Here is a 21,347-nt window from a genome sequence, read left to right on the forward strand (position 1 = left end):
ACGAAGCGGGACCCCGGCTCAGGGCCGGGATGACGCGTACAAGAAGACAGGCCTACTTCAGCACCCGCCGCGCGGTGATGACCTTCACCGGCGCAGCGGGCATTTCGCCCTTGAACGCACCGTTGCTCGCCTTGGTCGGATCTACCGGAGTATCGAGGATCTTCACGAGCACGTCGCGCCCGTCGACGACCCGGGCAAAGGCGGCATAGCCCTGCCCGTCCGCCGGCACGCCCGGCGCGGCATCCAACGCGCGGCGCTGATCCCCGACCGAAATGGTGAATTCGCCGCGCGCCGTTCCCAGCCCTAGACGGGCGACCGACAGCGTGCCGTCGGTATGCGACAGCCCGGTCAGCGTCGTCGGCTCATGCTTGATCGGCGGCAGATACTTCTTCGCATCGGTATGCGGCCCGAACTGGACGAAGCCGAACTCCGGTCCGACCTTCACGATGCGATAGAAGCTGACGCCATCGAGCCGCTTCTGGTCGACATAGCGCAGGAAATTGGCCGCCGTGATCGGCGCGCGCTTCACCTCGACCTCGACGGTCAGGGTGCCGGCGGTGGTAACGATCGCGACGCGCGGCAGCGGCGGTTCGGCGCCCGGTTGCGGCGCCGGCGTCTGTGCCAACGCCGGCCCGGCCCAAGCCAGCACCACCAGCAGCGCGCGCCTCGTCGTCTGCATCATCCCAGCGCCTTCTTCAGCAGGTCGTTGACGACGCCGGGATTGGCCTTCCCGCCCATCGCCTTCATCGTCTGCCCGACGAAGAAGCCGAACAGCTTGTCCTTGCCGCCGCGATAGTCGGCGACCTTGTCGGCGTTCTTTTCCATGACCGCGGCGATCACCGCCTCGATCGCGCCGGTGTCGCTGGTCTGCTTGAGCCCGCGTTCCTCGACGATCGCATTCGCCCCCTGCCCGGTTTCGAGCATGATCTCGAACACCTGCTTCGACAGCGTACCCGACAGCGTACCGTCGGCCACCAGCTTGAGCAGTTCCGCGCCCTGCGCCGGCGACACCGGGCTGTCGCCGATGCCCTTGCCCAGCCGATTGAGCGCGCCATACAGGTCAGAAATCAACCAGTTGGCGGCCGACTTTGCCGGCACGTCCGAACCGCCTTCGGCCAGCAGCGCCTCGAACCAGCGCGCCGTTTCGACCTCGGCGGTCAGCACCGCGGCATTATACGCCGACAGGCCGAGCTCGCTCTCATAGCGCTTGCGCTTGGCATCGGGCAGCTCGGGGAGCGACGCACGACATTCCTCGAGAAACGCATCGTCCAGTTCGAGCGGCAGCAGATCGGGATCGGGGAAGTAGCGATAGTCGTGCGCGTCTTCCTTCGACCGCATCGACCGGGTCACGCCCTTGTCGGGATCGAACAGGCGCGTTTCCTGCACGATGCGGCCGCCATCCTCCAACACCGCCACCTGCCGGTTCGCTTCATATTCGATCGCGGCCATGACGAAGCGTACCGAGTTGACGTTCTTCGTCTCGGTCCGCGTGCCGAATTCCTCGCCCGGACGGCGGACCGACACGTTGACGTCGGCGCGCATCGACCCCTGGTCCATATTGCCGTCGCACGACCCGACATAGCGGAGAATCGTGCGCAGCTTCGACAAATAAGCGCCTGCTTCGGCAGGCGAACGCATGTCCGGCCGGCTGACGATCTCCATCAGCGCCACGCCCGATCGGTTCAGGTCGACATAGGACCGCGTCGGATGCTGGTCGTGCATCAGCTTGCCGGCATCCTGCTCGACATGGATGCGCTCGACGCCGATCGCCTTGGGCACGCTATTCGGGTCTTTCTCGTCCAGCACGATCTCGACCACGCCTTCGCCGACCAACGGATGATAGAGCTGGCTGATCTGATAGCCCTGCGGCAGATCGGCGTAGAAATAATTCTTGCGGTCGAAGCGCGACCATTTGTTGATGACCGCATCGATCGCCATGCCGGTCCGCACCGCCTGCCGGATGCATTCGCGGTTCGGGGTCGGCAGCATGCCGGGCATCGCCGCGTCGACAAGGCTTACCTGCGTATTCGGCTCGGCACCGAAGGCGGTCGCCGCGCCGGAGAACAGCTTCGCGTTCGACGTGACCTGCGCATGGACTTCGAGGCCGATCACGACCTCCCAGTCGCCGGTGGCACCACGGATGCGGTAATCGCTCATGTCATCGCTCTTCATACGGGCCGGTCGGCGGCCGCTGTTCCATTTCGCTCCTCGGGACCGGTGTCGGCCCGTCGGAGATCGTGTGCTTCGTCTTCGACTTCCCATCGGGGATCAGATCGATGGCAGTTTCCACCACCGCTCCGATCGCCTCGATCAGCAGTTCGACAACTACCACCATTTGTCCGCACGGGCGACGAAGCCGGCGCGCTGCTCGATCGCAAGGCCTGCGTTCAGCACGCCCTGTTCGTCCAGTGGCTTGCCGATGATCTGCAACCCCAGCGGCAGTCCGTCCTTGTCGACGCCGCCCGGCACGCTCATCGCCGGCAGGCCTGCCAGCGACGACGGCACGGTGAAGACGTCGTTCAGATACATCGCGATCGGATCGGCGCTCTTTTCCCCCAGCGCGAACGCCGCCGATGGCGCGGTCGGGGTCAGTAGCACGTCGCACTGTTCCCACGCCTGTTCGAAATCGCGCGCGATCAGCGTCCGCACCTTCTGCGCCTGCGTGTAGTAGGCGTCGTAGAAGCCAGCCGAGAGCACATAGGTGCCGATCATGATCCGGCGCTTCACCTCGTCGCCGAAACCGGCGGCGCGGGTGGCGGCGTACATGTCCTGCAGGCCGGCGCCATCAGGCAGCACGCGTTGACCGAACCGCACACCGTCATAGCGGGCAAGGTTCGACGACGCTTCGGCCGGCGCGATGATGTAATAGGCCGGCAGCGCATATTTGGTGTGCGGCAGCGAGACCTCGACGATCTCCGCCCCCGCATCCTTCAGCCATTCGATGCCCTGCTGCCACAGCGCCTCGATCTCCGCCGGCATGCCATCGACGCGATATTCCTTGGGGATGCCGACCCGCTTGCCGCGCAGGTCGGCGTTCAGCCCCGCTTCCCACGCCGGCACGGGCAGGTCGAGCGAGGTCGAGTCCTTCGGATCGAACCCGGCCATCGCCTCCAGCATGATCGCACAGTCGCGGACGTCGCGCGCCATCGGCCCGGCCTGATCGAGCGAGGAGGCGAACGCGACGACGCCATAGCGCGAGCAGCGGCCATAGGTCGGCTTGATGCCCGTGATGCCGACGAACGCGGCGGGCTGGCGGATCGAACCGCCGGTATCGGTGCCGGTCGCCGCCGGGCACAGCCGCGCCGCGATCGCCGCGGATGACCCGCCCGACGATCCGCCCGGCGCCATCGGCGCGGTGTCGCCCGGACGCCGCCACGGCGAGATGACGTTGCCGAACGCGCTGGTTTCGTTGGACGATCCCATCGCGAACTGGTCGAGGTTCAGCTTGCCCAGCATCCCCGCCCCGGCATTCCACAAGTTACCGGAAACCGTCGATTCATACTGAGGCACGAAGCCTTTTAAGATACCACTTGCCGCCGTCGTCTCGACGCCCTGCGTGCAGAACAAGTCCTTCATGCCGATCGGCACGCCGGCCAGCGGCTTGAGCGTCTCGCCAGCGGCGCGGGCATCGTCGGCCACCTTCGCGGCGGCACGGGCATGGTCGGGGGTTTCGACGAGAAAGGCGTTGAGCGGCTTCGCAGCGGCGACCGCGTCGATGAACGCGTCGGCGACATCGCGGGCGGAAAAATCGCCGCTGCGCACGCCGTCGCGGATCGCGGCGACGCCAAGGTCGGTCAGGTTCGACACTATTCGATCACTTTCGGAACGGTGAAAAAGCCATGCTCGCCCTGCGGCGCATTGGCGAGTACCTTGTCGCGGACGTCGCCATCGGTCACGACATCGTCGCGCAGGCGCAGATGGTTGGGGATGACCGCGGTCATCGGCTCGACGCCCTGGGTATCGACCTCGCCCAGTTGCTCGATCCAGCCGAGAATGTTGCCGAGTTCAGGTGCGAGCTTTTCGGCTTCGGCATCGGTGATCGCGATACGGGCAAGGCCGGCCACGCGTTTGACGGTTGCAGGTTCGACGGACATGGGAAGGGCGGCTAGCATCCCGGCACGCCCCCCACAAGCACCCGCAAAGCAGTTGCACCCGGCCGCGCCATCCCGCATCGGTGCGCCGACTGACGGTGGAGTTCGGATTGGCGCGCAAATTTCTGTACATTGTGGCGACGCTGATCGTCCTCGTCATCGCCGGCGCCGTAGCCTATCGCATGTTCGGCAACGACCTGCTGCGCCGCGCGCTGGTGCCGAGCGTTGCGTTCCGGACCGAACCGACCATTCCGTCGCGACTCTATGCCGACAAGACGATGTGGTTCGCACGGCCAGGGCTGACCAATACGCCGGTCGACTGGTTGCCGCCGGGGGTGCAGCCGACGCCGCCGGGCCGGGCCGAGATTTTCTTCATCCACCCGACATCGTTCGTCGGCACCGACCGCTGGAATGCGGTGCTGGACGACGCCGAGACCAACGACCGCGCGCGCATCTTCCTGCGCGGGCAGGCCAGCGCCTTCACCGCCGCCGGACGCGTCTGGGCGCCGCGCTATCGCCAGGCGACCTTCGGCGCGTTCCTGACCAGCGAAGATGCGGCGGAACAGGCACTCGACCTCGCCTATCACGACATCGAATCGGCGTTCGACCGGTTCGTCGAGGAAATCGATCCGAAGCGGCCGATCATCCTCGCCGGCCATAGCCAGGGCGGGCTGCACCTGACCCGGCTGCTGCGAGAAAAGGTCGCCGGCACGCTGCTCGCCCGACGGATCGTCGCGGCCTATGTCGTTGGCTGGCCGGTATCGAAGGTGACGGATATCGTCGCGCTCGGCCTTCCCGAATGCACGACCGCCGATCAGGCCCGGTGCCTGCTGTCGTGGCAGAGCTTCGCCGAACCGGCCGATCCGTCGCTGATCCTTGAACAATATGACGCATCGACCGGGTTCGACGGCCGCCCGCGAGCGAAAACGCCGATGGTCTGTACCAATCCGCTGACCGGCACCGCCGATGCGCAGGCGCCGGCCAGCGCCAATCTCGGCACGCTGATCCCGGATAAGTCGCTGCAGAACGCGACGATGACGCCGGGGCTGGTGCCCGCAGCCTGCGGGCCGCGCGGATTCCTGTCGATCGGTGACAACCCGCCCGACCTCGGCCCCTATGTGCTGCCGGGTAACAACTGGCACGTCTACGACTACAGCCTGTTCTGGGCGAATGTCCGCGCCGACGCGTTGCGCCGGCTCGCGGCGTGGAGGGTAAAATGATTACCGAAGACCGCGCCGTCTTTCGCGACGCGCTGCCCGAAGGCGGTCGGCTGATCGGGCTGGATGTCGGCACGAAAACGATCGGCACCGCGCTGTGCGATGCCGGGTGGAGCTTCGCCAGCCCGGCTATTTTGGTGAACCGAACCAAATTCACCGCCGACAAGGCACAACTGGCCACGCTGATCCGCCAGCAATCGGTGCGCGGCATCGTCATCGGCCTGCCGCTCAACATGGACGGCAGCGATTCGCCGCGTACACAGTCGGTCCGCGCCTTCGCCCGCAACCTCGACGATTTGAATCTGCCGATCTTTCTGTGGGACGAACGCTGGTCGACGGTCGCGGTCGAGCGGCAGATGATCGCCGAGGACCTCAGCCGCGCAAAACGCGCGGAGCGGGTAGACAAGCTCGCCGCCGCCTACATCCTGCAAGGCGCGATCGACGCTCTGGTGAATGTCCCGCTAGCCTGAGCTTGCAAGGGCGCGCGGCGCGGCCTAACCGGTCGCCTCGATGCCTATTTCAGACCACCGCCCCGCCGCCATGATTGATGGCGGCGCCGTTTTCCCGCATCGGCACCTGACCGGGATCGAGGGATTGCAGCCCCATGAAATCCTGTTCCTGCTCGACGAGGCGGAGCAATGGATCGACGCCAATCGCAGCCGGGCACCCGGCGACCAGCGACTGAAGGGCGTGACGCAGATCAACGCCTTCTTCGAAAACAGCACCCGCACCCTTTTGTCTTTCGAGATCGCGGGTAAGCGGCTGGGCGCGGACGTGGTCAACATGCATGCCGGCCAGTCGAGCGTGAAGAAGGGCGAGACGCTGATCGACACCGCCGTCACGCTGAACGCGATGCGCGCGGACGTCATCGTCATCCGTCACAGTTCGTCCGGCGCCGTGCAGTTGATCGCCGACAAAGTCGACTGCCCGGTGCTGAACGCCGGTGACGGCTGGCACGAACATCCGACGCAGGCGCTGCTCGACGCGTTGACCATCCGGCGCCGGCTGGGCGAAATCGCGCACAAGCGGGTCGTGATCTGCGGTGACATCCTCCACAGTCGCGTCGCGCGCTCCAACATCCTGGCGCTGACGACGCTGGCTGCCGAGGTGCGCGTCGTGGCGCCAGCCACGCTGATGCCGCACGCGATCGAATCGATGGGCGTAACCCCGTTCACCGATTTCGATGCCGCACTCGAAGGTGCCGACGTGGTAATGATGCTGCGGTTGCAGAATGAGCGGATGAACGGAGGCTTCATCCCGTCGACCCGCGAATATCATCTGCGCTACGGCCTGACCCGCGAGCGGCTGAAACGCGCCGAACCGCATGCGATCGTGATGCATCCGGGGCCGATGAACCGGGGGATCGAGATTAACAGCGACGTCGCCGACGATTCCGAGCGGTCGACGATCACCGAGCAGGTGGAAATGGGCGTGGCGGTCCGCATGGCCTGTCTCGACGTACTGACCCGGCGTAGCCGTGGCGTGGAGGGCTGGGCATGAGCAAGCAGTTCACTGGCGGCACGCTCGTCTGTCCGGTCGACGGGATCGCCGCGCGCGACCTGCTGGTCGCCGGCGAGAACATCGTCGCCGATGCGAACGGTGCCGAGACGATCGACGTGTCGGGCAAGCTGATCGCGCCCGCCATCGTCGATCTGGGCGTATTCGGAATCGACACTGCCGCGTTTCGCGCCGGCGGCATCGTCCGCGTCGGGTTGATGCCGGATCAGGCGCCGGTGCTCGACGATCCGGGCATCGTCGCGCGCGCGGCCTATATGGGCAAGCCCGACCTGTGGATTCACCCGATCTCCGCCGCGACGCAGGGGCTGCGCGGGACGGACCTTGCCGAAATGGCGATCAATGCCGAAGCGGGCGCGGGCGCGGTCGCGACCGGCCGGCGCTGGATCGGCGACAGCGGCGTCATGCGCAAGGTGCTGGCCTATGCCCGCGATTGCGGTCTGGTCGTCATCGCCCATGCCGAGGATGGCGGACTGGCCGGGGATGCGGTCGCCACCGCGGGTGAGACCGCGACGCGGCTCGGCCTGCCCGCGGCACCGGCGATGGCCGAAGCGCTGGCGATCGCGCGTGACGTGATGCTGGCCGAGGAGACCGGCGCGCGGCTGCATTTCCGGCAGGTGACGACGGCGGCCGGGTTCGACCTGGTCCGCGCGGCCAAGCGGCGCGGGGTGCGGGTTACCTGCGGCATCACTCCGGCGCACCTCTATCTGTCCGACATCGCGATGAGCGATTTCCGCACCTTCGCCCACCTCTCCCCGCCCCTGCGCAGCGAGAGCGACCGGCAGGCGGCGGGCGCCGCGCTGGCCGATGGGACGATCGACGTGCTGTGTTCGGGCCATGATCCGCGCGGACCGGAGGCAAAGCGCCTGCCCTTCGCCGATTCGGAGCCGGGCATGGCCGGTGCGGAGACTCTGTTGCCGCTGGGGCTCGGGCTGGTGCGCGATGGACTGATCGGGCTCGACCGGTTGTTCGCCCTGTTGTCGTACAACCCCGCCAAGCTTCTGGGCCTCGACTCGGGCACGCTCGCCATCGGTGCGCCGGCGGACCTGATCGTCGTCGATCAGGATGCCCCGTGGCAGGTCCGTGCCGACGCATTGGCAGGCAAGGCCGCGAACACGCCGTTCGACGGCCTGCCGGTGCAGGGCCGCGCAGTACGCGTGATGAAAGGCGGCGCGTTCCTGTAACGGAACGCGCCGCCTCCTCCTGGGAGAGGCTTGGAAAGGGTTAGCGCGAGGCCAGCCGCTCGGGGCGGGCCCAGCTGGCCAGCTGTTCGCCGGCATGGGTCCGCACGAAGCAGCGGTCGCCCTTGGCGCGTATGCTGCCGCACAGCGCCGTGGCGTCGTTGCGGGCAAGGCCACCGACCGACAGGCGGTAGAAGCTCGCCCCGCGAACGCTGGCCTGCATCCCCTGCGGCGCCAGCGCAGCGAGACGGGGGACGTTGCGGCTCATCCGCTTCCACGCGTTGCGCGCGACGCCGGCATTGTCGAATGCCCCCAGCTGCACATAATAGTTGCCGGTGGCCGTCGCGGGCGCGGAGGCCCGGACCGGTCGCGGCGTCGAGCGCGCTGCCATCCGAACCGGCTGCTCCTGCCGCCGATAGCTACCGGGCAGCGCCTGCACGATCTCGCGACGCGGGGCGAAGGTGATGGCCGGACGGGCGACCGCCGCGACCTGCACCGGTGCCGCGACGGCGGGCACGATCGGGGTATCGCCGACCGGCTCGACCGCGACGACTGCCGCCGGGACTTCGGGCACGGGATCGGCCTGCGCCAGCGCGACCGACGCCGCAGCCGCAGGTTCAACCAGTGCCAGCTGCACCGGCTGGCCCCGGTCCGGCGACGGCGTCACGCCCAGCAGCGCCGCAACCTGTTGCGCCGCATGTTCGGGCCGGGCGAATGCCGCCCATTCCATCAGCCGCTGATCGACCTGCGCCGGCGGCATATCGACCGAGGCCACGGTGCGCGCATCGACCCAGCGCCCGTCGAGCGCGAGCGCCAGCGCCAGATTCTGCCGCACGGTCGCCGTCGCCGCCGGGTCGCGCGCCGCTTCGCTGAGCAACGCGATGCCGCCTGCCGGATCGCCCGCCAGTGCCAGCGCCAGGCCGCGATCGGCCGGCGAAATCCGCGCGGCATGGGCGGTCAGCGTCTCGCGCGCCGCGACCCATTCGCCGGTCGCCGTCTGCGCCAGCGCCAGATTGAGCGCGGCCTTCGCATCGGCGGGGTTGAGCGTCAGGACGTCGGTAAATGCCTGGGTGGCCGATGCGAACCGGCCGGCGGCCAGATAGGCGCGACCGAGCAACGCGCGATAAGCCGCATCGCGCGGCGCGAACGCCACCGCCTGTTCGGCGAAGGTGACCGCATCGGCCGCGCGACGCTTGGTCAACGCCTTGGTCGCCTTCACTGCGAACTTGCGTGCCGGGCCGTCCTCCGACGACGCGACCGCGATGGTGCCGCCGCCGACCAGCGCCAGCGATCCGCCCAGCATGGCCGTGGCGAGGCCGATCGATACCAGGAGATGCGTCTTCATGGCTTGCCCTTTGTTGCCCCATCGGGGGCGAGGCGCTGCACCAGCGCCGCGATGTCGGATGCCGACGGGAGGGAGCGATCGAGCGCATCGCGCACGAAGGCTTCCGGGGTAACGTTGCGCACCGTCGCCGCCAGCTTCAGCCGGAGCATCCGGTCGGGGTCGAGGTCGAGCATGATCGATTCGGTGGCCGGTGCGGGGGGTGTCGGCAGCGCGTGCAGCTTCGAACGCTCGCGCAGCACCGGAGGCAACGCCTCTCCCAGATCGTTCCAGCCCAGATCGTCGCCATCGCGGCTGTCCGGACCGGTGCCGTGCGGCCGCATGGCCGGGCGTGCCTCGCCCTTGCGCGCCAGCAGCGACGAGTTAATCTGGGCGGGGGGGCGCGGCGTCGTCATCCGCTCACCCCTGCCCCCGCCGCCCGAACCCGCGGGCGGGTACGCGCATCGCGGTCGGCATCGTCGGCACGGCGAAGACCGTCCGGCGGAAATTCTTCTCTAAGCGATCCTGGATATAGAGCCACAGGGCCTCAATCTCGGCGCTCGACTTCGATGCCGGATCGATCTCCATCACCGTACGGCCATCGACCATCGACGATGCGAAATCGACGCGGTGATGAATCGTCACCGGCGCGACCGTGCCGTGCTGCGACAGTGCCATCGTCGCTTCGGTCGTGATCCGCGCACCAGGCGTCGCAGCATTGACGACGAAGACCAGCGGCTTTCCCGCGCGGTCGCACAGGTCGACGGTTGCCCCCACCGCGCGCAGGTCGTGCGGGCTGGGCCTAGTCGGCACAACGATCAACTCGGCGACCGCAATCACGCTCTGGATCGCCATGGTGATGGCGGGCGGTGTATCGATCACCGCCAGCTTGAACCCGTGCGACCGCAGCGTTTCGAGGTCGGCGGCAAGGCGCGCAACCATGGTCTGCGCAAAGGCCGGTTCGTCGGTGACGCGTTCGTTCCACCATGCCGCCAGCGACCCCTGCGGATCGATGTCGATCATCACCACCGGCCCGGCGCCCGCGCGTTGGGCCTGCACGGCCAGATGCCCGGACAAGGTCGTCTTGCCCGAACCACCCTTTTGCGAAGCCACCGCCAATACGCGCATCGCGCCACCGTCTCCCCGTAATCTCCGCACCCCGATGCCATGGCGGCGGATAAGAACCGGTTAACGCGCCGCTTCCCATGCCACCGATGCGAAAGGCATTCCGATCATGGTAAACCGCTGATAGGGAATGGCGGACGGACGCAGAGGGGATCGTGATGCGCGTGATGGTTGGGCTGGCACTGGCAGGTGCGCTGCTGTCGACGGCGGCGGGAGCGGATGTGAAGGCCGGAGTCGATGCCTGGGCCCGTGGCGACTGGGCGACGGCGGTCCGCGAATGGCAGCAGCCGGCCGCCGCCGGCGATGCCGATGCGCAGTTCAACTTGGGCCAGGCGTACAAGCTCGGCCGCGGCGTGCCGATGGACATGGCGCAGGCCGAACGCTGGTACGCGCTCGCCGCGCAGCAGGGGCACCGCCAGGCGGAGGATAATTACGGCCTGATCCTGTTCCAGAACGGCAAGCGCGCCGATGCCGTCAAATGGCTCGAAAAATCGTCGCAGCGGGGGGAGGCGCGGAGTCAGTTCGTGCTGGGGACGATGCTGTTCAACGGCGATGCCGTGAAGAAGGACTGGCGGCGCGCCTACGCATTGATGACGCGGGCGTCGTCGGCCGGCCTGCCGCAGGCCGCAGCGACGCTGGCGGAGATGGATCGCTATGTGCCGCTGCCCGACCGGCAGGCGGCGCTGGCGATGGCCCGTGATCTGGAGCGTAATGCCGGGCGGCCGAGGCTGACTGCCGTCCAGCCACAACCGACCACGCCGGCCGCTCGCCCGACGCCCGCCCCCACGCCGCGCGCAGCGCCTGTAGCCAAGGCACCGCCCGCCCCCGTCGCCAAGCCGACAGCGATCCGCGATGGCGGCTGGCGGGTGCAGCTCGGCGCGTTCAAGGATGCCGGCAATGCCCGCCGCCTGTGGAGCAGCGTGTCGGACAAGTTCGCCGGTCGCCAGCCCTATTATGAAGCGGCCGGCGCCAATACTCGGCTGCAGGTCGGCCCGTTCGCCAGCAGCGCGGAGGCGACCCGCGCTTGCGCCGCGATCCGCCCGACGCCCTGCGTGGCCGTGAAGCGCTGAGCGGTCAGCCCGCCGCCCAGTCGGCGGGTGCGATCCCCTGGATATAGAGCAGCGCGGTCAGGTCGTTATGATCGATCCGCACGCCCGCCTCCGCCGCGACGATCGGCTTGGCATGATAGGCGACGCCCAGCCCGGCGCGGCGGATCATCGGCAGATCGTTGGCGCCATCGCCTACCGCCAGTGTCGCGGCCGGATCGATGCCGAGTTCGTCGATCGCGGCGAGCAGTGTCACTTCCTTGGTCGTCGCATCGACGATCGGCTTGCGCACCTTGCCGGTCAGCTTTCCGTCCTCGATCAGCAGGCGGTTGGCGATCATGCGGTGAAAGCCCAGTTCGGTTCCGACCGGCTCGGCAAAGCGGGTGAAGCCGCCCGACACGAGGATCGTCGTCGCTCCCCGCGCGCGCATCGTCTGAATCAAGGTCCTCGCGCCGGGCATCAGCTTGACCCGTTCGTCGAGGCACCGCTGGATCGCCGCTTCCTCCAGCCCCTCCAGCAACGCCACCCGCGCGTCCAGCGCGGAGGCGAAGTCGAGTTCGCCGCGCATCGCCCGCTCGGTCACCTCGGCGATTTCCGCCTTGATCCCGGCATAATCGGCGAGTTCGTCGATGCATTCGACGGTGATAATCGTCGAGTCCATGTCGGCGACCAGCAGAGACTTTTCGCGGTTGGCGGCCGCCTGAACCGCCACATCGGTCCGGTTGAACACGCCCTCCAGCGCAGGGCGCGCTGCGGCGACCTCGCTCGCAAAACGAATGTCGGCGGCGCGACCCTCGTCGATCCAGCTCCAGCCCTCGACATGACACCCGACCATGTCAAGCCGGTCCGCCGCTGCGGAAACATCGCCCGCGGCGAGTTCGGCTGCTATCAGCGTGGCGATGAACATGGCGAAGTCTCCTGAACGTCCGAGGGTCGCGCTCATCGCAGGCCCGACCGCCAGCGGCAAGTCCGCGCTGGCGATCGAGATCGCACGGCGACACGACGGCGTGGTCATCAACGCCGACAGCGCGCAGGTCTATCGCGACCTGCGTATCTTGTCCGCCCGTCCCTCAACCGACGAGGAGGCGCAGGTGCCGCACCGCCTGTTCGGCCATATCGACGGTGCCGCGCCCTATTCCGCCGCCTTATGGTCGCAGCAGGCGACCACCGAGATCGAGGCCGCCCATGAAGCCGGCAAGTTGCCGGTGCTGGTCGGCGGCACCGGCCTGTATCTGCGTACGTTGATCGACGGCATCGCCCCGGTGCCCGATATCGACCCGGCGATCCGGCAGGCGGTTCGCGCACTGCCGACCGATCAGGCGGCGCAGGCCTTGCAGCGCGAGGACTCGGCAGCGGCGGCCCGGCTGAACCCGACCGACACGACCCGGATCGCGCGCGCCCTCGAAGTCGTCCGCTCGACCGGCCGGACGCTGGCCGACTGGCAGCGCGACCGTATCGGCGGCATCGGGCACCGGATCGCGCTGTCGGCGATGCTGCTGCTGCCCGACCGCGACTGGCTGACCGAACGCTGCGACCGCAGACTGGCGCAGATGTTCGATGGCGGCGCGGTCGAGGAGGTCACAGCGCTGCTGGCCCGCAGCGATATCGCGCCGGACGCGCCGGTCCGCCGGGCGATCGGCGTGGCGGAAATCGCCCGCTGGCAAAGGGGCGGGTCCACCCGCGACGAAGCGCTCACCGCCGCCCGCTTCGCGACGCGGCAATATGCGAAACGGCAATATACCTGGTTCCGGAACCAGCCACCCGCCGACTGGCTTCGCACGAGCGAAACCGAAAAATACGCACTTGCCGGTCATTTAGACACTTTATTACGTAATTGATGGTTGACACGAATATTTCATGCGGCTAGCGACGCCGCTCCAACGGTGCTATTGCGCCCGCGAAATAGTGAGGAGTTGAAGACCCATGCCTGAGAAGAGTGGAGCCGCCATTTTGGTCGAGGCCCTCGTCGACCTCGGCGTGGAAGTCGTATTCGGCTATCCCGGCGGCGCGGTGCTGCCGATCTATGACGCGTTGTTCGAACATAGCCGGATCAAGCACATCCTCGTCCGTCACGAACAGGCAGCGACCCATGCGGCGGAGGGCTATGCCCGCTCCACCGGCAAGCCCGGCGTCGTGCTCGTCACCTCCGGTCCGGGCGCGACCAACGCGATCACCGGCATCACTGACGCGCTGCTCGATTCGATCCCGATGGTCGTCATCACCGGGCAGGTGCCCACCGGCCTGATCGGCACCGACGCGTTTCAGGAGGCCGATACCGTCGGCATCACGCGCCACTGCTGCAAGCATAACTACCTGGTGAAGGACCCGGCCAAGCTCGGCCATGTCATCCACGAGGCGTTCCATATCGCCACCGCCGGCCGTCCCGGTCCGGTCGTGATCGACATCCCGAAGGACGTGCAGGTCGCGACCGCGCGCTATACCAAGCCCGGCCCGATCCAGCACAAGACCTATCGCCCGAAGGTGAAGGCCGACCGCGCGCAGATCGAACAGGTCGTCGACATGCTCGCCGCGGCGGAGCGGCCGGTGCTCTATACCGGCGGCGGCATCATCAATTCGGGGCCGGCGGCGTCACAGCTGCTGCGCGAACTTGCCCGGATCAGCGGTGCCCCGGTCACCTCGACGCTGATGGGTCTGGGCGCCCTGCCCGCCTCCAGCCCGCAATGGCTGGGGATGCTCGGCATGCACGGCACCTATGAAGCCAATATGGCGATGAACGAGGCCGATCTGGTCGTCGCCATCGGCGCGCGCTTCGACGACCGGGTGACGGGACGGCTCGACGCCTTTTCCCCGCGCAGCCGCAAGGTCCATATCGATATCGATCGTTCCAGCGTGAACAAGATCGTCCGCGCCGACCTTGGCATCATCGCCGATGCGGGCCATGCGATGGAGGACATGATCCGCGTCTGGAAGTCGCGCCAGCATCCCAAGCCCGACCTGTCGGCATGGTGGGCGAAGATCGACGGCTGGCGCGCCAAGCGTTGCCTCGATTTCCCGGAATCGACCAGGGAAATCATGCCGCAGCGGGCGATCCGGGCGCTGTACGAGGCGACCAAGCATCGCGCGCCGATCGTGTCGACCGAGGTCGGCCAGCACCAGATGTGGGCCGCGCAGCATTTCGGTTTCGAAGCGCCCAACAAGTGGCTGACCAGCGGCGGTCTCGGCACGATGGGCTATGGCCTGCCCGCGGCGATCGGCGCTCAGCTCGGCAATCCGGGGGCACTGTGCATCGACATTGCCGGCGAGGCGTCGATCCAGATGAATATTCAGGAGCTGGCGACCGCGACGCAGTATCGCCTGCCGGTCAAGATCTTCATCCTGAACAACGAATATATGGGCATGGTCCGCCAGTGGCAGGAGCTGACCTATAGCTCGCGCTATTCGAACAGCTATTCGGACTCGCTGCCCGATTTCGTGAAGCTGGGCGAGGCCTATGGCTGGAAGGGCATTCGCATCGAGCATCCGGACGAGTTGGAAGCCGGTATCCAGGCGATGCTCGACCATGACGGCCCGGTGATCGTCGACTGCATGGTGGCGAAGCTCGCTAACTGCTTCCCGATGATCCCCAGCGGGGCGGCGCATACCGACATGATCCTGCAGGCGAACGAAGTCTCGGGCGAAATGGACGACGAGGCCAAGGCGCTGGTGTAACCCTTCAAGATCCTCCCCGCTCCGCGGGGAGGGGGACCGCTCGCAGAGCGGTGGAGGGGGATCGCCACAAGCGGAACGCTGCTCTCGGCAACGCCCGAGGAACAGGGACGAACATGCACATCAAGACCGAACAGACCGAACGGCACACGCTGGCCGTGCTCGTCGACAACGAACCCGGCATCCTGGCGCGCATCGCCGGGCTGTTCTCCGGCCGTGGCTACAACATCGAAAGCCTTACCGTGTCGGAGATCACCGTCGACAAGGCGGTCAGCCGCATCACCATCGTCACCAGCGCGTCGCCGTCGGTGATGGAACAGATCATCGCGCAGCTCGATCGGCTGGTCCCGGTGCACAAGGTCGTCGACCTGACCGTGCAGGGTGCGCATGTCGAACGCGAGCTGGCGCTGGTCAAGGTCGTCGGCACCGGCGAGCATCGGATCGAGGCGCTGCGCCTCGCCGAGGTCTATCGCGCCCGCGTGGTCGATGCGACGGTATCGAGTTTCGTGTTCGAGGTGACGGGATCGATCGAAAAGATCGACAAGTTCACCGAATTGATAGCCGAGGTCGGTCTGGTCGAGGTCGCTCGCACCGGCATCGCCGCCATCGCCCGCGGACGAGAGGCCGCCTGAATCCATTCGCGTCGCCGAACCGGACGACGCCAACCTATCGAAAGGGAACCCACATGCGTGTCTATTATGATCGCGACGCCGATCTGAACCTGATCTCGGACAAGAAGATCGCGATCCTCGGTTACGGTTCGCAGGGCCATGCCCATGCGCAGAACCTGCGCGATTCGGGCGTGAAGAACGTCGCCATCGCGCTGCGTCCCGGTTCGGCGAGCGCCGCCAAGGCCGAAGGTGCGGGCTTCAAGGTGCTGCCGAACGCGGAAGCCGCCGCATGGGCCGACATCCTCATGATCCTCGCGCCCGACGAGCATCAGGCCGCGATCTATGCCGACGACATCCATGCGAACCTGAAGCCCGGTTCGGCGTTGGCCTTCGCGCACGGCCTCAACGTCCATTTCGGGCTGATCGAGCCGCGTGCCGATGTCGACGTCATCATGATCGCGCCCAAGGGACCAGGCCATACGGTGCGCAGCGAATATGTGAAGGGTGGCGGCGTGCCCTGCCTCGTCGCGATCCATCAGGACGCGTCGGGCAACGCGCACGACATCGCGCTCGCCTATGCATCGGGTGTCGGCGGCGGCCGTTCGGGTATCATCGAGACGAACTTCCGCGAGGAATGCGAAACCGACCTGTTCGGTGAGCAGGCCGTGCTGTGCGGCGGCGTGACCCACCTGATCCAGGCCGGGTTCGAAACGCTGGTCGAGGCGGGCTACGCCCCCGAAATGGCCTATTTCGAATGCCTCCACGAAACCAAGCTGATCGTCGACCTGCTGTATGAGGGCGGCATCGCCAACATGCGCTATTCGATCTCGAACACCGCCGAATATGGCGACATCGTCACCGGCCCGCGGATCATCACCGACGAAACGAAGAAGGAAATGAAGCGCGTGCTGGCCGACATCCAGTCGGGCCGCTTCGTGAAGAACTTCGTGCTCGACAACCGCGCCGGCCAGCCCGAGCTGAAGGCCGCGCGCAAGCAGGCGGCGGCGCATCCGATCGAGAAGACTGGTGCCGAACTGCGCGCGATGATGCCATGGATTGGCGCGAACAAGTTGGTCGATCAGACCAAGAACTAGTCGCAGCGCGCCCTGACCGTAGCACTGCTACGGTCGGCACGCGCCAGACCGGCCGGTGCGACAAAGCCCGCCCTTCGGAGCGCGGCTTTGCCGCGACCGACGGGCGGGCGGCGATCTTGCCCCAACGTCATCCCGGCGAAGGCCGGAATCCATGGTGTCGGGTGGTATCGATAAATCCCGACTGTCCCGCGTCCGTGGATCCCGGCCTTCGCCGGGATGACGGCAACCAACGTACCCACCGCCCAACCCACGGCACCCAAACCGAAACCGATCGTTTCGCATCCGGTATTTGACCCGAAGCCCGGCCCGCCCGACAACGGCGGCATTCCGACTTCGCCTCAACCGGAGAGCTTTCCATGCGCACCCCCCTGATCCTCGCCGCCGCCCTGTTCGCGGTCGCTGCCCCGACCGTCGCCCAGATGCCGGGCGCCCCCGACAAGTCGCGCGTGACTGCCGGCAACTACACCGTCGACACCGCGCACACCCAGGTCGCGTGGCGCGTGAACCATATGGGCTTCACCATGCTCGACGGCCTGTTCGGCGCGACCGGCGGCACCGCGACCTTCGACCCGAAGAACCCGGCCGCGACCAAGGTGTCGATCGATTTCGACATCGCCAAGTCGCTGACCGTCACCAGCCCGCAATTCGCCGAGCACCTGAAGTCGAAGGACTTCTTCGACGTCGCCAACCACCCGACCGCGAAGTTCGTGTCGACCCGCGTCCAGCCGATGGGCGACCATTGGATGCTGGCCGGCAACCTGACGATCAAGGGCCAGACCAAGCCAGTCCAGCTGACCGTCCGCTTCATGGGCGCCGGTGAGAACCCGATGAACAAGAAGAAGAATGTCGGCTTCACTGCGACCGGCTCGATCAACCGCAGCGACTTCGGCCTCGGCATGGCTGCCCCGGTCGTGTCGGACAAGGTCGACCTGACGATCAACGCCGCGTTCGTCGCCGCCTGACCTTCGTGCGGGTTGCGGGCAATCGCCTGCGGCCCGCATCGGCTCTGGACATTTGCGCGGGGCCACGCCACACAGCCGCCATGTTCGGACGCCGCATCCTTCTGCGACTTAGCCGCCCTTAGGGCAGGATCGCACCGGCGTGCGCCTGCCCTGAGGGAGTATCACACCCTTTCCGGCAGATACTGGCGCGCAATCACCGCGCGCCCAAGACAGGCTGAGACGTCATGTTGCGCGATCCTTCGACCAAATACCGCCCCTTTCCGACCGTGAACCTGCCCGACCGCCAATGGCCGTCGCGCACGATCACCGCCGCCCCGCGCTGGCTGTCGACCGACCTGCGCGACGGCAATCAGGCGCTGATCGACCCGATGGGCGCGGAGAAGAAGAACCGCTTCTTCGATCTGCTGGTAAAGGTCGGGTTGAAGGAGATCGAGGTCGGGTTCCCATCGGCCGGTGCCACCGAGTTCGACTTCATCTCGGGCCTCGTCCAGCAGGATCGCATCCCCGACGACGTCTGGGTGCAGGTCCTGACGCAATCGCGCCGCGACCTGATCGAGCGCAGCTTCGAAAGCCTCGACGGCGCGAAACAGGCGATCGTCCACCTCTACAACGCGGTCAGCCCGGCGTGGCGGCGGATCGTGTTCGGCATGGAACGCTCAGAAGTCCGCGAGATCGCGGTGAACGGTGCGAAGGTGCTGCGCGACGAAGCGTCCAAGCGTCCTAACACCGACTGGCGCTTCGAATATAGCCCGGAAACCTTCTCGACCGCCGAACTGGATTTCTCGGTCGAGGTTTGCGCGGCGGTCATGGACGTGCTGCAGCCGACCCCGGACAAACCACTTATCCTGAACCTGCCCGCCACCGTCGAGGCGGCGACGCCCAACGTCTATGCCGACCAGATCGAATGGTTCTGCCGCAACGTGCCGAACCGCGACAGCGTCGTCATCTCGCTCCACACCCACAACGACCGCGGCACCGGCGTTGCGGCGGCGGAACTCGGGTTGATGGCGGGCGCCGACCGGGTCGAGGGCTGCCTGCTCGGCAACGGCGAACGCACCGGCAATTGCGACCTCGTGACCGTCGCGCTGAACCTCTACACCCAGGGCGTCGATCCGCAGCTCGACCTCTCGGACATCGACGAGGTCGTGAACACGGTGAATTACTGCACCCAGCTGCCGGTCCATCCGCGCACGCCCTATGCCGGTGATCTGGTGTTCACCGCATTCTCGGGCAGCCACCAGGACGCGATCAAGAAGGGCATGGCGGCGCAGGCGGTGCGCAACGACGGGCTGTGGGAAGTCCCCTATCTGCCGATCGACCCCGCCGATCTCGGCCGCAGCTATGAAGCGGTCATCCGCGTCAATTCGCAGTCGGGCAAGGGCGGCGTGGCGTGGGTGCTGGAACAGGACAAGGGCCTGAAACTGCCCAAGCGGTTGCAGGCGGATTTCAGCCGCCATGTGCAGGCGATGGCCGACCGGCTGGGCCGCGAGCTCAACGCCGCCGACATCTGGTCCGCGTTCCACGACGCCTATCTGCCGCAGGGTAAGGATCGCTATGCGCTGATCGACTATGCCGAAACCCATGCGCCCGGGGGTGGCCCGCCGCGTACCTTCGTCGGTCGTGTCCGGCTGGATGGTGAGGAACGTTCGATCTCGGGCAAGGGCAACGGGCTGTTGTCGGGCCTGCTCGCCGCGCTGCGCGAGGAGGGCGGCATCGACATGGATGTGGTCGATTACAGCGAGCACGCTATCGGCCATGGCGCCGATGCGCAGGCGGCGGCCTATCTCGAATGCAGCCTGTCTGATGGACGGCGGTTATTCGGGGTCGGCATCGATGGCGACGTCGCCACCGCCACCGTCCGCGCCGCTTTGAGTGCCGCCAACGCGACAATGCGGGACTGAGTCTCCGTCCATCGTCGTATCCCCGCGCAGGCGGGGATCCAGGGTCACAAACACGACCTTCTGCGACCTTGGCTCTGGATCCCCGCCTGCGCGGGGATACGGTTACTTGGTCGAGCGCGACGTGGTAGTGGTCAGTAACCCCGGCGAGTACTTGTCGGTGGTCGCCCGACATGAGGTTCGCGACACCAGTAAAACCCCACACCGTCACCCCGGACTTGATCCGGGGTCCCGCTTTCTTATCAACCGCCGAAGAAGAAGAGGGACCCCGGATCAAGTCCGGGGTGACGATGCGGTCTGGATCGGCCCAGCGCTATCACAAGCTCAAAACGCGAACCGCGCCCGTCCCAGAATCCGGTCGCCGCTATGCGGTCGATCGCCGATCGACGTCACCCCGCGATCGTCGTTCAGGTCGGTCCCGACATAATCGAGCGCCAGCGTCAGCGGACCGGTCGTGTGCTCCACGCCCAGCCGCCAATCGACATAGGTCCCGCCCGGCCGCAACCGGTCAGCGCGCAGCGCATCATCGACCGCACCGGATGACCGTCCGATCCCGCCGACCAACGTGAACGGCGTCATCGGAATGCCCGCCACCGCCTGTGCTGACAGATACAGGTTGCTGCCCCCGATCGCACGCTGCGGCGGGGCGTAGAGCGCGCCGGCAGTCAGTTCGACCGGCCCCAGCGTGTAGCGCGCGTCGCCGCCGAACTCGGCATAATCCATACCCTGCTCCGCGCCGGCAAAGACGTGGCCGATCGCCCGCCCGCGCAATTGGAACGGCCCGACATCGGTGACGATCGCCGCACCCAGATCGGCGACCGCATCGGCGCCATCATGCCGCACCGACCCGCGCAGCGCCGACACGCGGGCATCGAGTTCGATCATGCCCAAAGTCAGCGCGGCATCGCCCGAAATCGACGCCTTGCCCTCGCTCCAGCTCAAGCCGCGACGCCGTTCGTCGGTCGTCGCCTCGACGCCGACCGACGGCAGCGATTGCGCCTGCGCCGCTGCCGTCACCAGCAGCGACGCGACGCCCCATCCGATCCGTCCGATCATCCGGCCTGCATCGTCCCGTGCATCCGGTCGATCTCGGCATGGAGCACCGGATGGTCTTCCTGTGCCAGCTGGACCAGTCGCGCCTGCAACGCATCGTTGCGGCTCGCGACTTCCTGCGCGATCGCCGTCTTCTGTGCGCTGCACCAGCCCGGCCGGCTGCCTTCGATCACCTTGTCATGGGTGAACGATCGCGCCAGCGTCGATCCCGACTCATGGCGCGCCTGCCGCTCGACGACCAGCCCCGCGCGCCACAGGCAGCGCAGAGTCGACGGACGACCGCCGACCCCGACCGTGCCGATCTGCTGATGGGTCACCTGCACATCGGCGGTATAGTCGGAATGTACCGCACCGGTGCGGTGATCGATCCGTGCGCTGTGCGCAATGTCACCATTCGGTGCCGCCATCGCCGCTCCCAGCAACAGCCCGACCAACCCGAACGTCATGTCCTATCTCCTTGTCCTGCTGCGGATGGCCTCGGCCTATGGTGGCCGATGACCGTTTCGGACTTTCGTCCGATACGTACATAACCGATGACACGGCAAGCGCGTTCCGGTTTTCGTGCCG

The 21,347-nt window shown here is 67.0% G+C and carries 22 protein-coding genes; 11 read left to right on the plus strand and 11 right to left on the minus strand.

Annotated elements, in window-relative coordinates:
• Window positions 1-52: 52 nt before the first annotated feature.
• From PPZ50_RS11575 to gatC, 5 genes are read right to left on the minus strand one after another with little or no spacing between them, the layout of a single operon-like run.
• On the minus strand, window positions 53-682 hold the full coding sequence (locus PPZ50_RS11575) for a peptidylprolyl isomerase (RefSeq protein ID WP_084401498.1): 630 nt from the start codon (window positions 680-682) through the stop codon (window positions 53-55).
• Window positions 679-2,157 (minus strand): Asp-tRNA(Asn)/Glu-tRNA(Gln) amidotransferase subunit GatB, encoded by a 1,479-nt coding sequence (gatB, locus tag PPZ50_RS11580; RefSeq protein ID WP_126013699.1) that lies wholly within the window; start codon window positions 2,155-2,157, stop codon window positions 679-681. The genes PPZ50_RS11575 and gatB overlap by 4 nt, the downstream gene beginning before the upstream one ends.
• A 1-nt stretch (window position 2,158) precedes the next feature.
• Window positions 2,159-2,335 carry a hypothetical protein gene (locus tag PPZ50_RS11585; RefSeq protein WP_164523849.1) on the minus strand — a complete coding sequence of 59 codons (177 nt, stop codon included), beginning with the start codon at window positions 2,333-2,335 and terminating at the stop codon, window positions 2,159-2,161.
• On the minus strand, window positions 2,326-3,807 hold the full coding sequence (gene gatA / locus PPZ50_RS11590; RefSeq protein WP_066689833.1) for an Asp-tRNA(Asn)/Glu-tRNA(Gln) amidotransferase subunit GatA: 1,482 nt from the start codon (window positions 3,805-3,807) through the stop codon (window positions 2,326-2,328). The genes PPZ50_RS11585 and gatA overlap by 10 nt, the downstream gene beginning before the upstream one ends.
• Window positions 3,807-4,094: an Asp-tRNA(Asn)/Glu-tRNA(Gln) amidotransferase subunit GatC gene (gene gatC, locus PPZ50_RS11595; RefSeq protein ID WP_066689832.1), complete on the minus strand. Its 288-nt coding sequence runs from the start codon at window positions 4,092-4,094 to the stop codon at window positions 3,807-3,809. The genes gatA and gatC overlap by 1 nt, the downstream gene beginning before the upstream one ends.
• A gap of 107 nt (window positions 4,095-4,201) precedes the next feature.
• On the opposite strand from gatC, the gene PPZ50_RS11600 reads away from it, so the two are divergent.
• Genes PPZ50_RS11600 through PPZ50_RS11615 form a run of 4 tightly spaced genes read left to right on the plus strand, consistent with a single transcriptional unit; the run spans window position 4,202 to window position 8,007 of the window.
• Window positions 4,202-5,311 (plus strand): DUF3089 domain-containing protein, encoded by a 1,110-nt coding sequence (locus PPZ50_RS11600; protein ID WP_066689888.1) that lies wholly within the window; start codon window positions 4,202-4,204, stop codon window positions 5,309-5,311.
• On the plus strand, window positions 5,308-5,778 hold the full coding sequence (gene ruvX / locus PPZ50_RS11605) for a Holliday junction resolvase RuvX (protein WP_066689831.1): 471 nt from the start codon (window positions 5,308-5,310) through the stop codon (window positions 5,776-5,778). The genes PPZ50_RS11600 and ruvX overlap by 4 nt, the downstream gene beginning before the upstream one ends.
• Before the next feature lie 40 nt (window positions 5,779-5,818).
• Complete coding sequence (locus PPZ50_RS11610) at window positions 5,819-6,808, plus strand: aspartate carbamoyltransferase catalytic subunit (protein WP_066689830.1); 990 nt, start codon at window positions 5,819-5,821, stop codon at window positions 6,806-6,808.
• Entirely contained in the window at window positions 6,805-8,007 is a 1,203-nt protein-coding gene (locus PPZ50_RS11615) for a dihydroorotase (protein WP_066689829.1), read from the plus strand. The genes PPZ50_RS11610 and PPZ50_RS11615 overlap by 4 nt, the downstream gene beginning before the upstream one ends.
• Before the next feature lie 40 nt (window positions 8,008-8,047).
• Here the strand turns inward: PPZ50_RS11615 and PPZ50_RS11620 are convergent, their stop codons facing one another.
• The 3 genes from PPZ50_RS11620 to PPZ50_RS11630 are packed head-to-tail and all read right to left on the minus strand — an operon-like array spanning window position 8,048 to window position 10,453.
• Window positions 8,048-9,349: an SPOR domain-containing protein gene (locus PPZ50_RS11620; protein ID WP_066689828.1), complete on the minus strand. Its 1,302-nt coding sequence runs from the start codon at window positions 9,347-9,349 to the stop codon at window positions 8,048-8,050.
• Entirely contained in the window at window positions 9,346-9,741 is a 396-nt protein-coding gene (locus PPZ50_RS11625) for a hypothetical protein (protein WP_066689827.1), read from the minus strand. Before PPZ50_RS11625 ends, PPZ50_RS11620 begins: the two co-directional genes overlap by 4 nt.
• Before the next feature lie 4 nt (window positions 9,742-9,745).
• A complete protein-coding gene (locus tag PPZ50_RS11630; protein ID WP_272815300.1) occupies window positions 9,746-10,453 on the minus strand; it encodes an AAA family ATPase in 708 nt (235 codons plus the stop codon).
• A 155-nt stretch (window positions 10,454-10,608) separates the two neighbouring features.
• On the opposite strand from PPZ50_RS11630, the gene PPZ50_RS11635 reads away from it, so the two are divergent.
• Complete coding sequence (locus PPZ50_RS11635) at window positions 10,609-11,520, plus strand: SPOR domain-containing protein (RefSeq protein WP_066689825.1); 912 nt, start codon at window positions 10,609-10,611, stop codon at window positions 11,518-11,520.
• Between the two features lie 4 nt (window positions 11,521-11,524).
• Here the strand turns inward: PPZ50_RS11635 and serB are convergent, their stop codons facing one another.
• Window positions 11,525-12,403 carry a phosphoserine phosphatase SerB gene (gene serB / locus PPZ50_RS11640; protein WP_066689824.1) on the minus strand — a complete coding sequence of 293 codons (879 nt, stop codon included), beginning with the start codon at window positions 12,401-12,403 and terminating at the stop codon, window positions 11,525-11,527.
• Between serB and miaA the strand changes: the two genes are divergently transcribed.
• The 6 genes from miaA to leuA all read left to right on the plus strand — a co-directional run bounded on the left by miaA (window position 12,402) and on the right by leuA (window position 19,730).
• Entirely contained in the window at window positions 12,402-13,334 is a 933-nt protein-coding gene (gene miaA, locus PPZ50_RS11645) for a tRNA (adenosine(37)-N6)-dimethylallyltransferase MiaA (protein ID WP_066689823.1), read from the plus strand. The two genes, serB and miaA, sit on opposite strands and share 2 nt — an antisense overlap.
• Window positions 13,335-13,419: 85 nt before the next feature.
• Window positions 13,420-15,165 carry an acetolactate synthase 3 large subunit gene (locus tag PPZ50_RS11650; RefSeq protein WP_066689822.1) on the plus strand — a complete coding sequence of 582 codons (1,746 nt, stop codon included), beginning with the start codon at window positions 13,420-13,422 and terminating at the stop codon, window positions 15,163-15,165.
• A 113-nt stretch (window positions 15,166-15,278) separates the two neighbouring features.
• Window positions 15,279-15,794 (plus strand): acetolactate synthase small subunit, encoded by a 516-nt coding sequence (gene ilvN, locus PPZ50_RS11655; RefSeq protein WP_066689821.1) that lies wholly within the window; start codon window positions 15,279-15,281, stop codon window positions 15,792-15,794.
• A 53-nt stretch (window positions 15,795-15,847) separates the two neighbouring features.
• The gene (gene ilvC / locus PPZ50_RS11660; protein WP_066689820.1) at window positions 15,848-16,867 is read left to right on the plus strand and encodes a ketol-acid reductoisomerase; all 1,020 of its coding nucleotides are present in this window, start codon (window positions 15,848-15,850) and stop codon (window positions 16,865-16,867) included.
• 356 nt (window positions 16,868-17,223) lie between these two features.
• Entirely contained in the window at window positions 17,224-17,829 is a 606-nt protein-coding gene (locus PPZ50_RS11665) for a YceI family protein (protein ID WP_066689819.1), read from the plus strand.
• A 224-nt stretch (window positions 17,830-18,053) separates the two neighbouring features.
• Window positions 18,054-19,730 carry a 2-isopropylmalate synthase gene (gene leuA, locus PPZ50_RS11670; RefSeq protein ID WP_066689818.1) on the plus strand — a complete coding sequence of 559 codons (1,677 nt, stop codon included), beginning with the start codon at window positions 18,054-18,056 and terminating at the stop codon, window positions 19,728-19,730.
• Window positions 19,731-20,051: 321 nt separating this feature from the next.
• Here the strand turns inward: leuA and PPZ50_RS11675 are convergent, their stop codons facing one another.
• Window positions 20,052-20,783 carry a TorF family putative porin gene (locus PPZ50_RS11675; protein WP_066689817.1) on the minus strand — a complete coding sequence of 244 codons (732 nt, stop codon included), beginning with the start codon at window positions 20,781-20,783 and terminating at the stop codon, window positions 20,052-20,054.
• Window positions 20,780-21,226 (minus strand): hypothetical protein, encoded by a 447-nt coding sequence (locus PPZ50_RS11680; protein WP_066689816.1) that lies wholly within the window; start codon window positions 21,224-21,226, stop codon window positions 20,780-20,782. The genes PPZ50_RS11675 and PPZ50_RS11680 overlap by 4 nt, the downstream gene beginning before the upstream one ends.
• Between the last annotated feature and the right edge of the window lie 121 nt (window positions 21,227-21,347).

This window comes from Sphingomonas hankookensis, from assembly GCF_028551275.1.
GTDB lineage: Bacteria > Pseudomonadota > Alphaproteobacteria > Sphingomonadales > Sphingomonadaceae > Sphingomonas > Sphingomonas hankookensis_A.

Excerpts from the sequence above, each read along its gene's own strand:
- PPZ50_RS11575 (WP_084401498.1), bottom strand. The coding sequence starts at position 682 with ATGATGCAGACGACGAGGCGCGCGCTGCTGGTGGTGCTGGCTTGGGCC.
- gatB (WP_126013699.1), bottom strand. The coding sequence starts at position 2,157 with ATGAGCGATTACCGCATCCGTGGTGCCACCGGCGACTGGGAGGTCGTG.
- PPZ50_RS11585 (WP_164523849.1), bottom strand. The coding sequence starts at position 2,335 with ATGGTGGTAGTTGTCGAACTGCTGATCGAGGCGATCGGAGCGGTGGTG.
- gatC (WP_066689832.1), bottom strand. The coding sequence starts at position 4,094 with ATGTCCGTCGAACCTGCAACCGTCAAACGCGTGGCCGGCCTTGCCCGT.
- ruvX (WP_066689831.1), top strand. The coding sequence starts at position 5,308 with ATGATTACCGAAGACCGCGCCGTCTTTCGCGACGCGCTGCCCGAAGGC.
- PPZ50_RS11610 (WP_066689830.1), top strand. The coding sequence starts at position 5,819 with ATGCCTATTTCAGACCACCGCCCCGCCGCCATGATTGATGGCGGCGCC.
- PPZ50_RS11615 (WP_066689829.1), top strand. The coding sequence starts at position 6,805 with ATGAGCAAGCAGTTCACTGGCGGCACGCTCGTCTGTCCGGTCGACGGG.
- PPZ50_RS11620 (WP_066689828.1), bottom strand. The coding sequence starts at position 9,349 with ATGAAGACGCATCTCCTGGTATCGATCGGCCTCGCCACGGCCATGCTG.
- PPZ50_RS11625 (WP_066689827.1), bottom strand. The coding sequence starts at position 9,741 with ATGACGACGCCGCGCCCCCCCGCCCAGATTAACTCGTCGCTGCTGGCG.
- PPZ50_RS11630 (WP_272815300.1), bottom strand. The coding sequence starts at position 10,453 with ATGCGCGTATTGGCGGTGGCTTCGCAAAAGGGTGGTTCGGGCAAGACG.
- PPZ50_RS11635 (WP_066689825.1), top strand. The coding sequence starts at position 10,609 with ATGCGCGTGATGGTTGGGCTGGCACTGGCAGGTGCGCTGCTGTCGACG.
- miaA (WP_066689823.1), top strand. The coding sequence starts at position 12,402 with ATGGCGAAGTCTCCTGAACGTCCGAGGGTCGCGCTCATCGCAGGCCCG.
- serB (WP_066689824.1), bottom strand. The coding sequence starts at position 12,403 with ATGTTCATCGCCACGCTGATAGCAGCCGAACTCGCCGCGGGCGATGTT.
- PPZ50_RS11650 (WP_066689822.1), top strand. The coding sequence starts at position 13,420 with ATGCCTGAGAAGAGTGGAGCCGCCATTTTGGTCGAGGCCCTCGTCGAC.
- ilvN (WP_066689821.1), top strand. The coding sequence starts at position 15,279 with ATGCACATCAAGACCGAACAGACCGAACGGCACACGCTGGCCGTGCTC.
- ilvC (WP_066689820.1), top strand. The coding sequence starts at position 15,848 with ATGCGTGTCTATTATGATCGCGACGCCGATCTGAACCTGATCTCGGAC.
- PPZ50_RS11665 (WP_066689819.1), top strand. The coding sequence starts at position 17,224 with ATGCGCACCCCCCTGATCCTCGCCGCCGCCCTGTTCGCGGTCGCTGCC.
- leuA (WP_066689818.1), top strand. The coding sequence starts at position 18,054 with ATGTTGCGCGATCCTTCGACCAAATACCGCCCCTTTCCGACCGTGAAC.
- PPZ50_RS11675 (WP_066689817.1), bottom strand. The coding sequence starts at position 20,783 with ATGATCGGACGGATCGGATGGGGCGTCGCGTCGCTGCTGGTGACGGCA.
- PPZ50_RS11680 (WP_066689816.1), bottom strand. The coding sequence starts at position 21,226 with ATGACGTTCGGGTTGGTCGGGCTGTTGCTGGGAGCGGCGATGGCGGCA.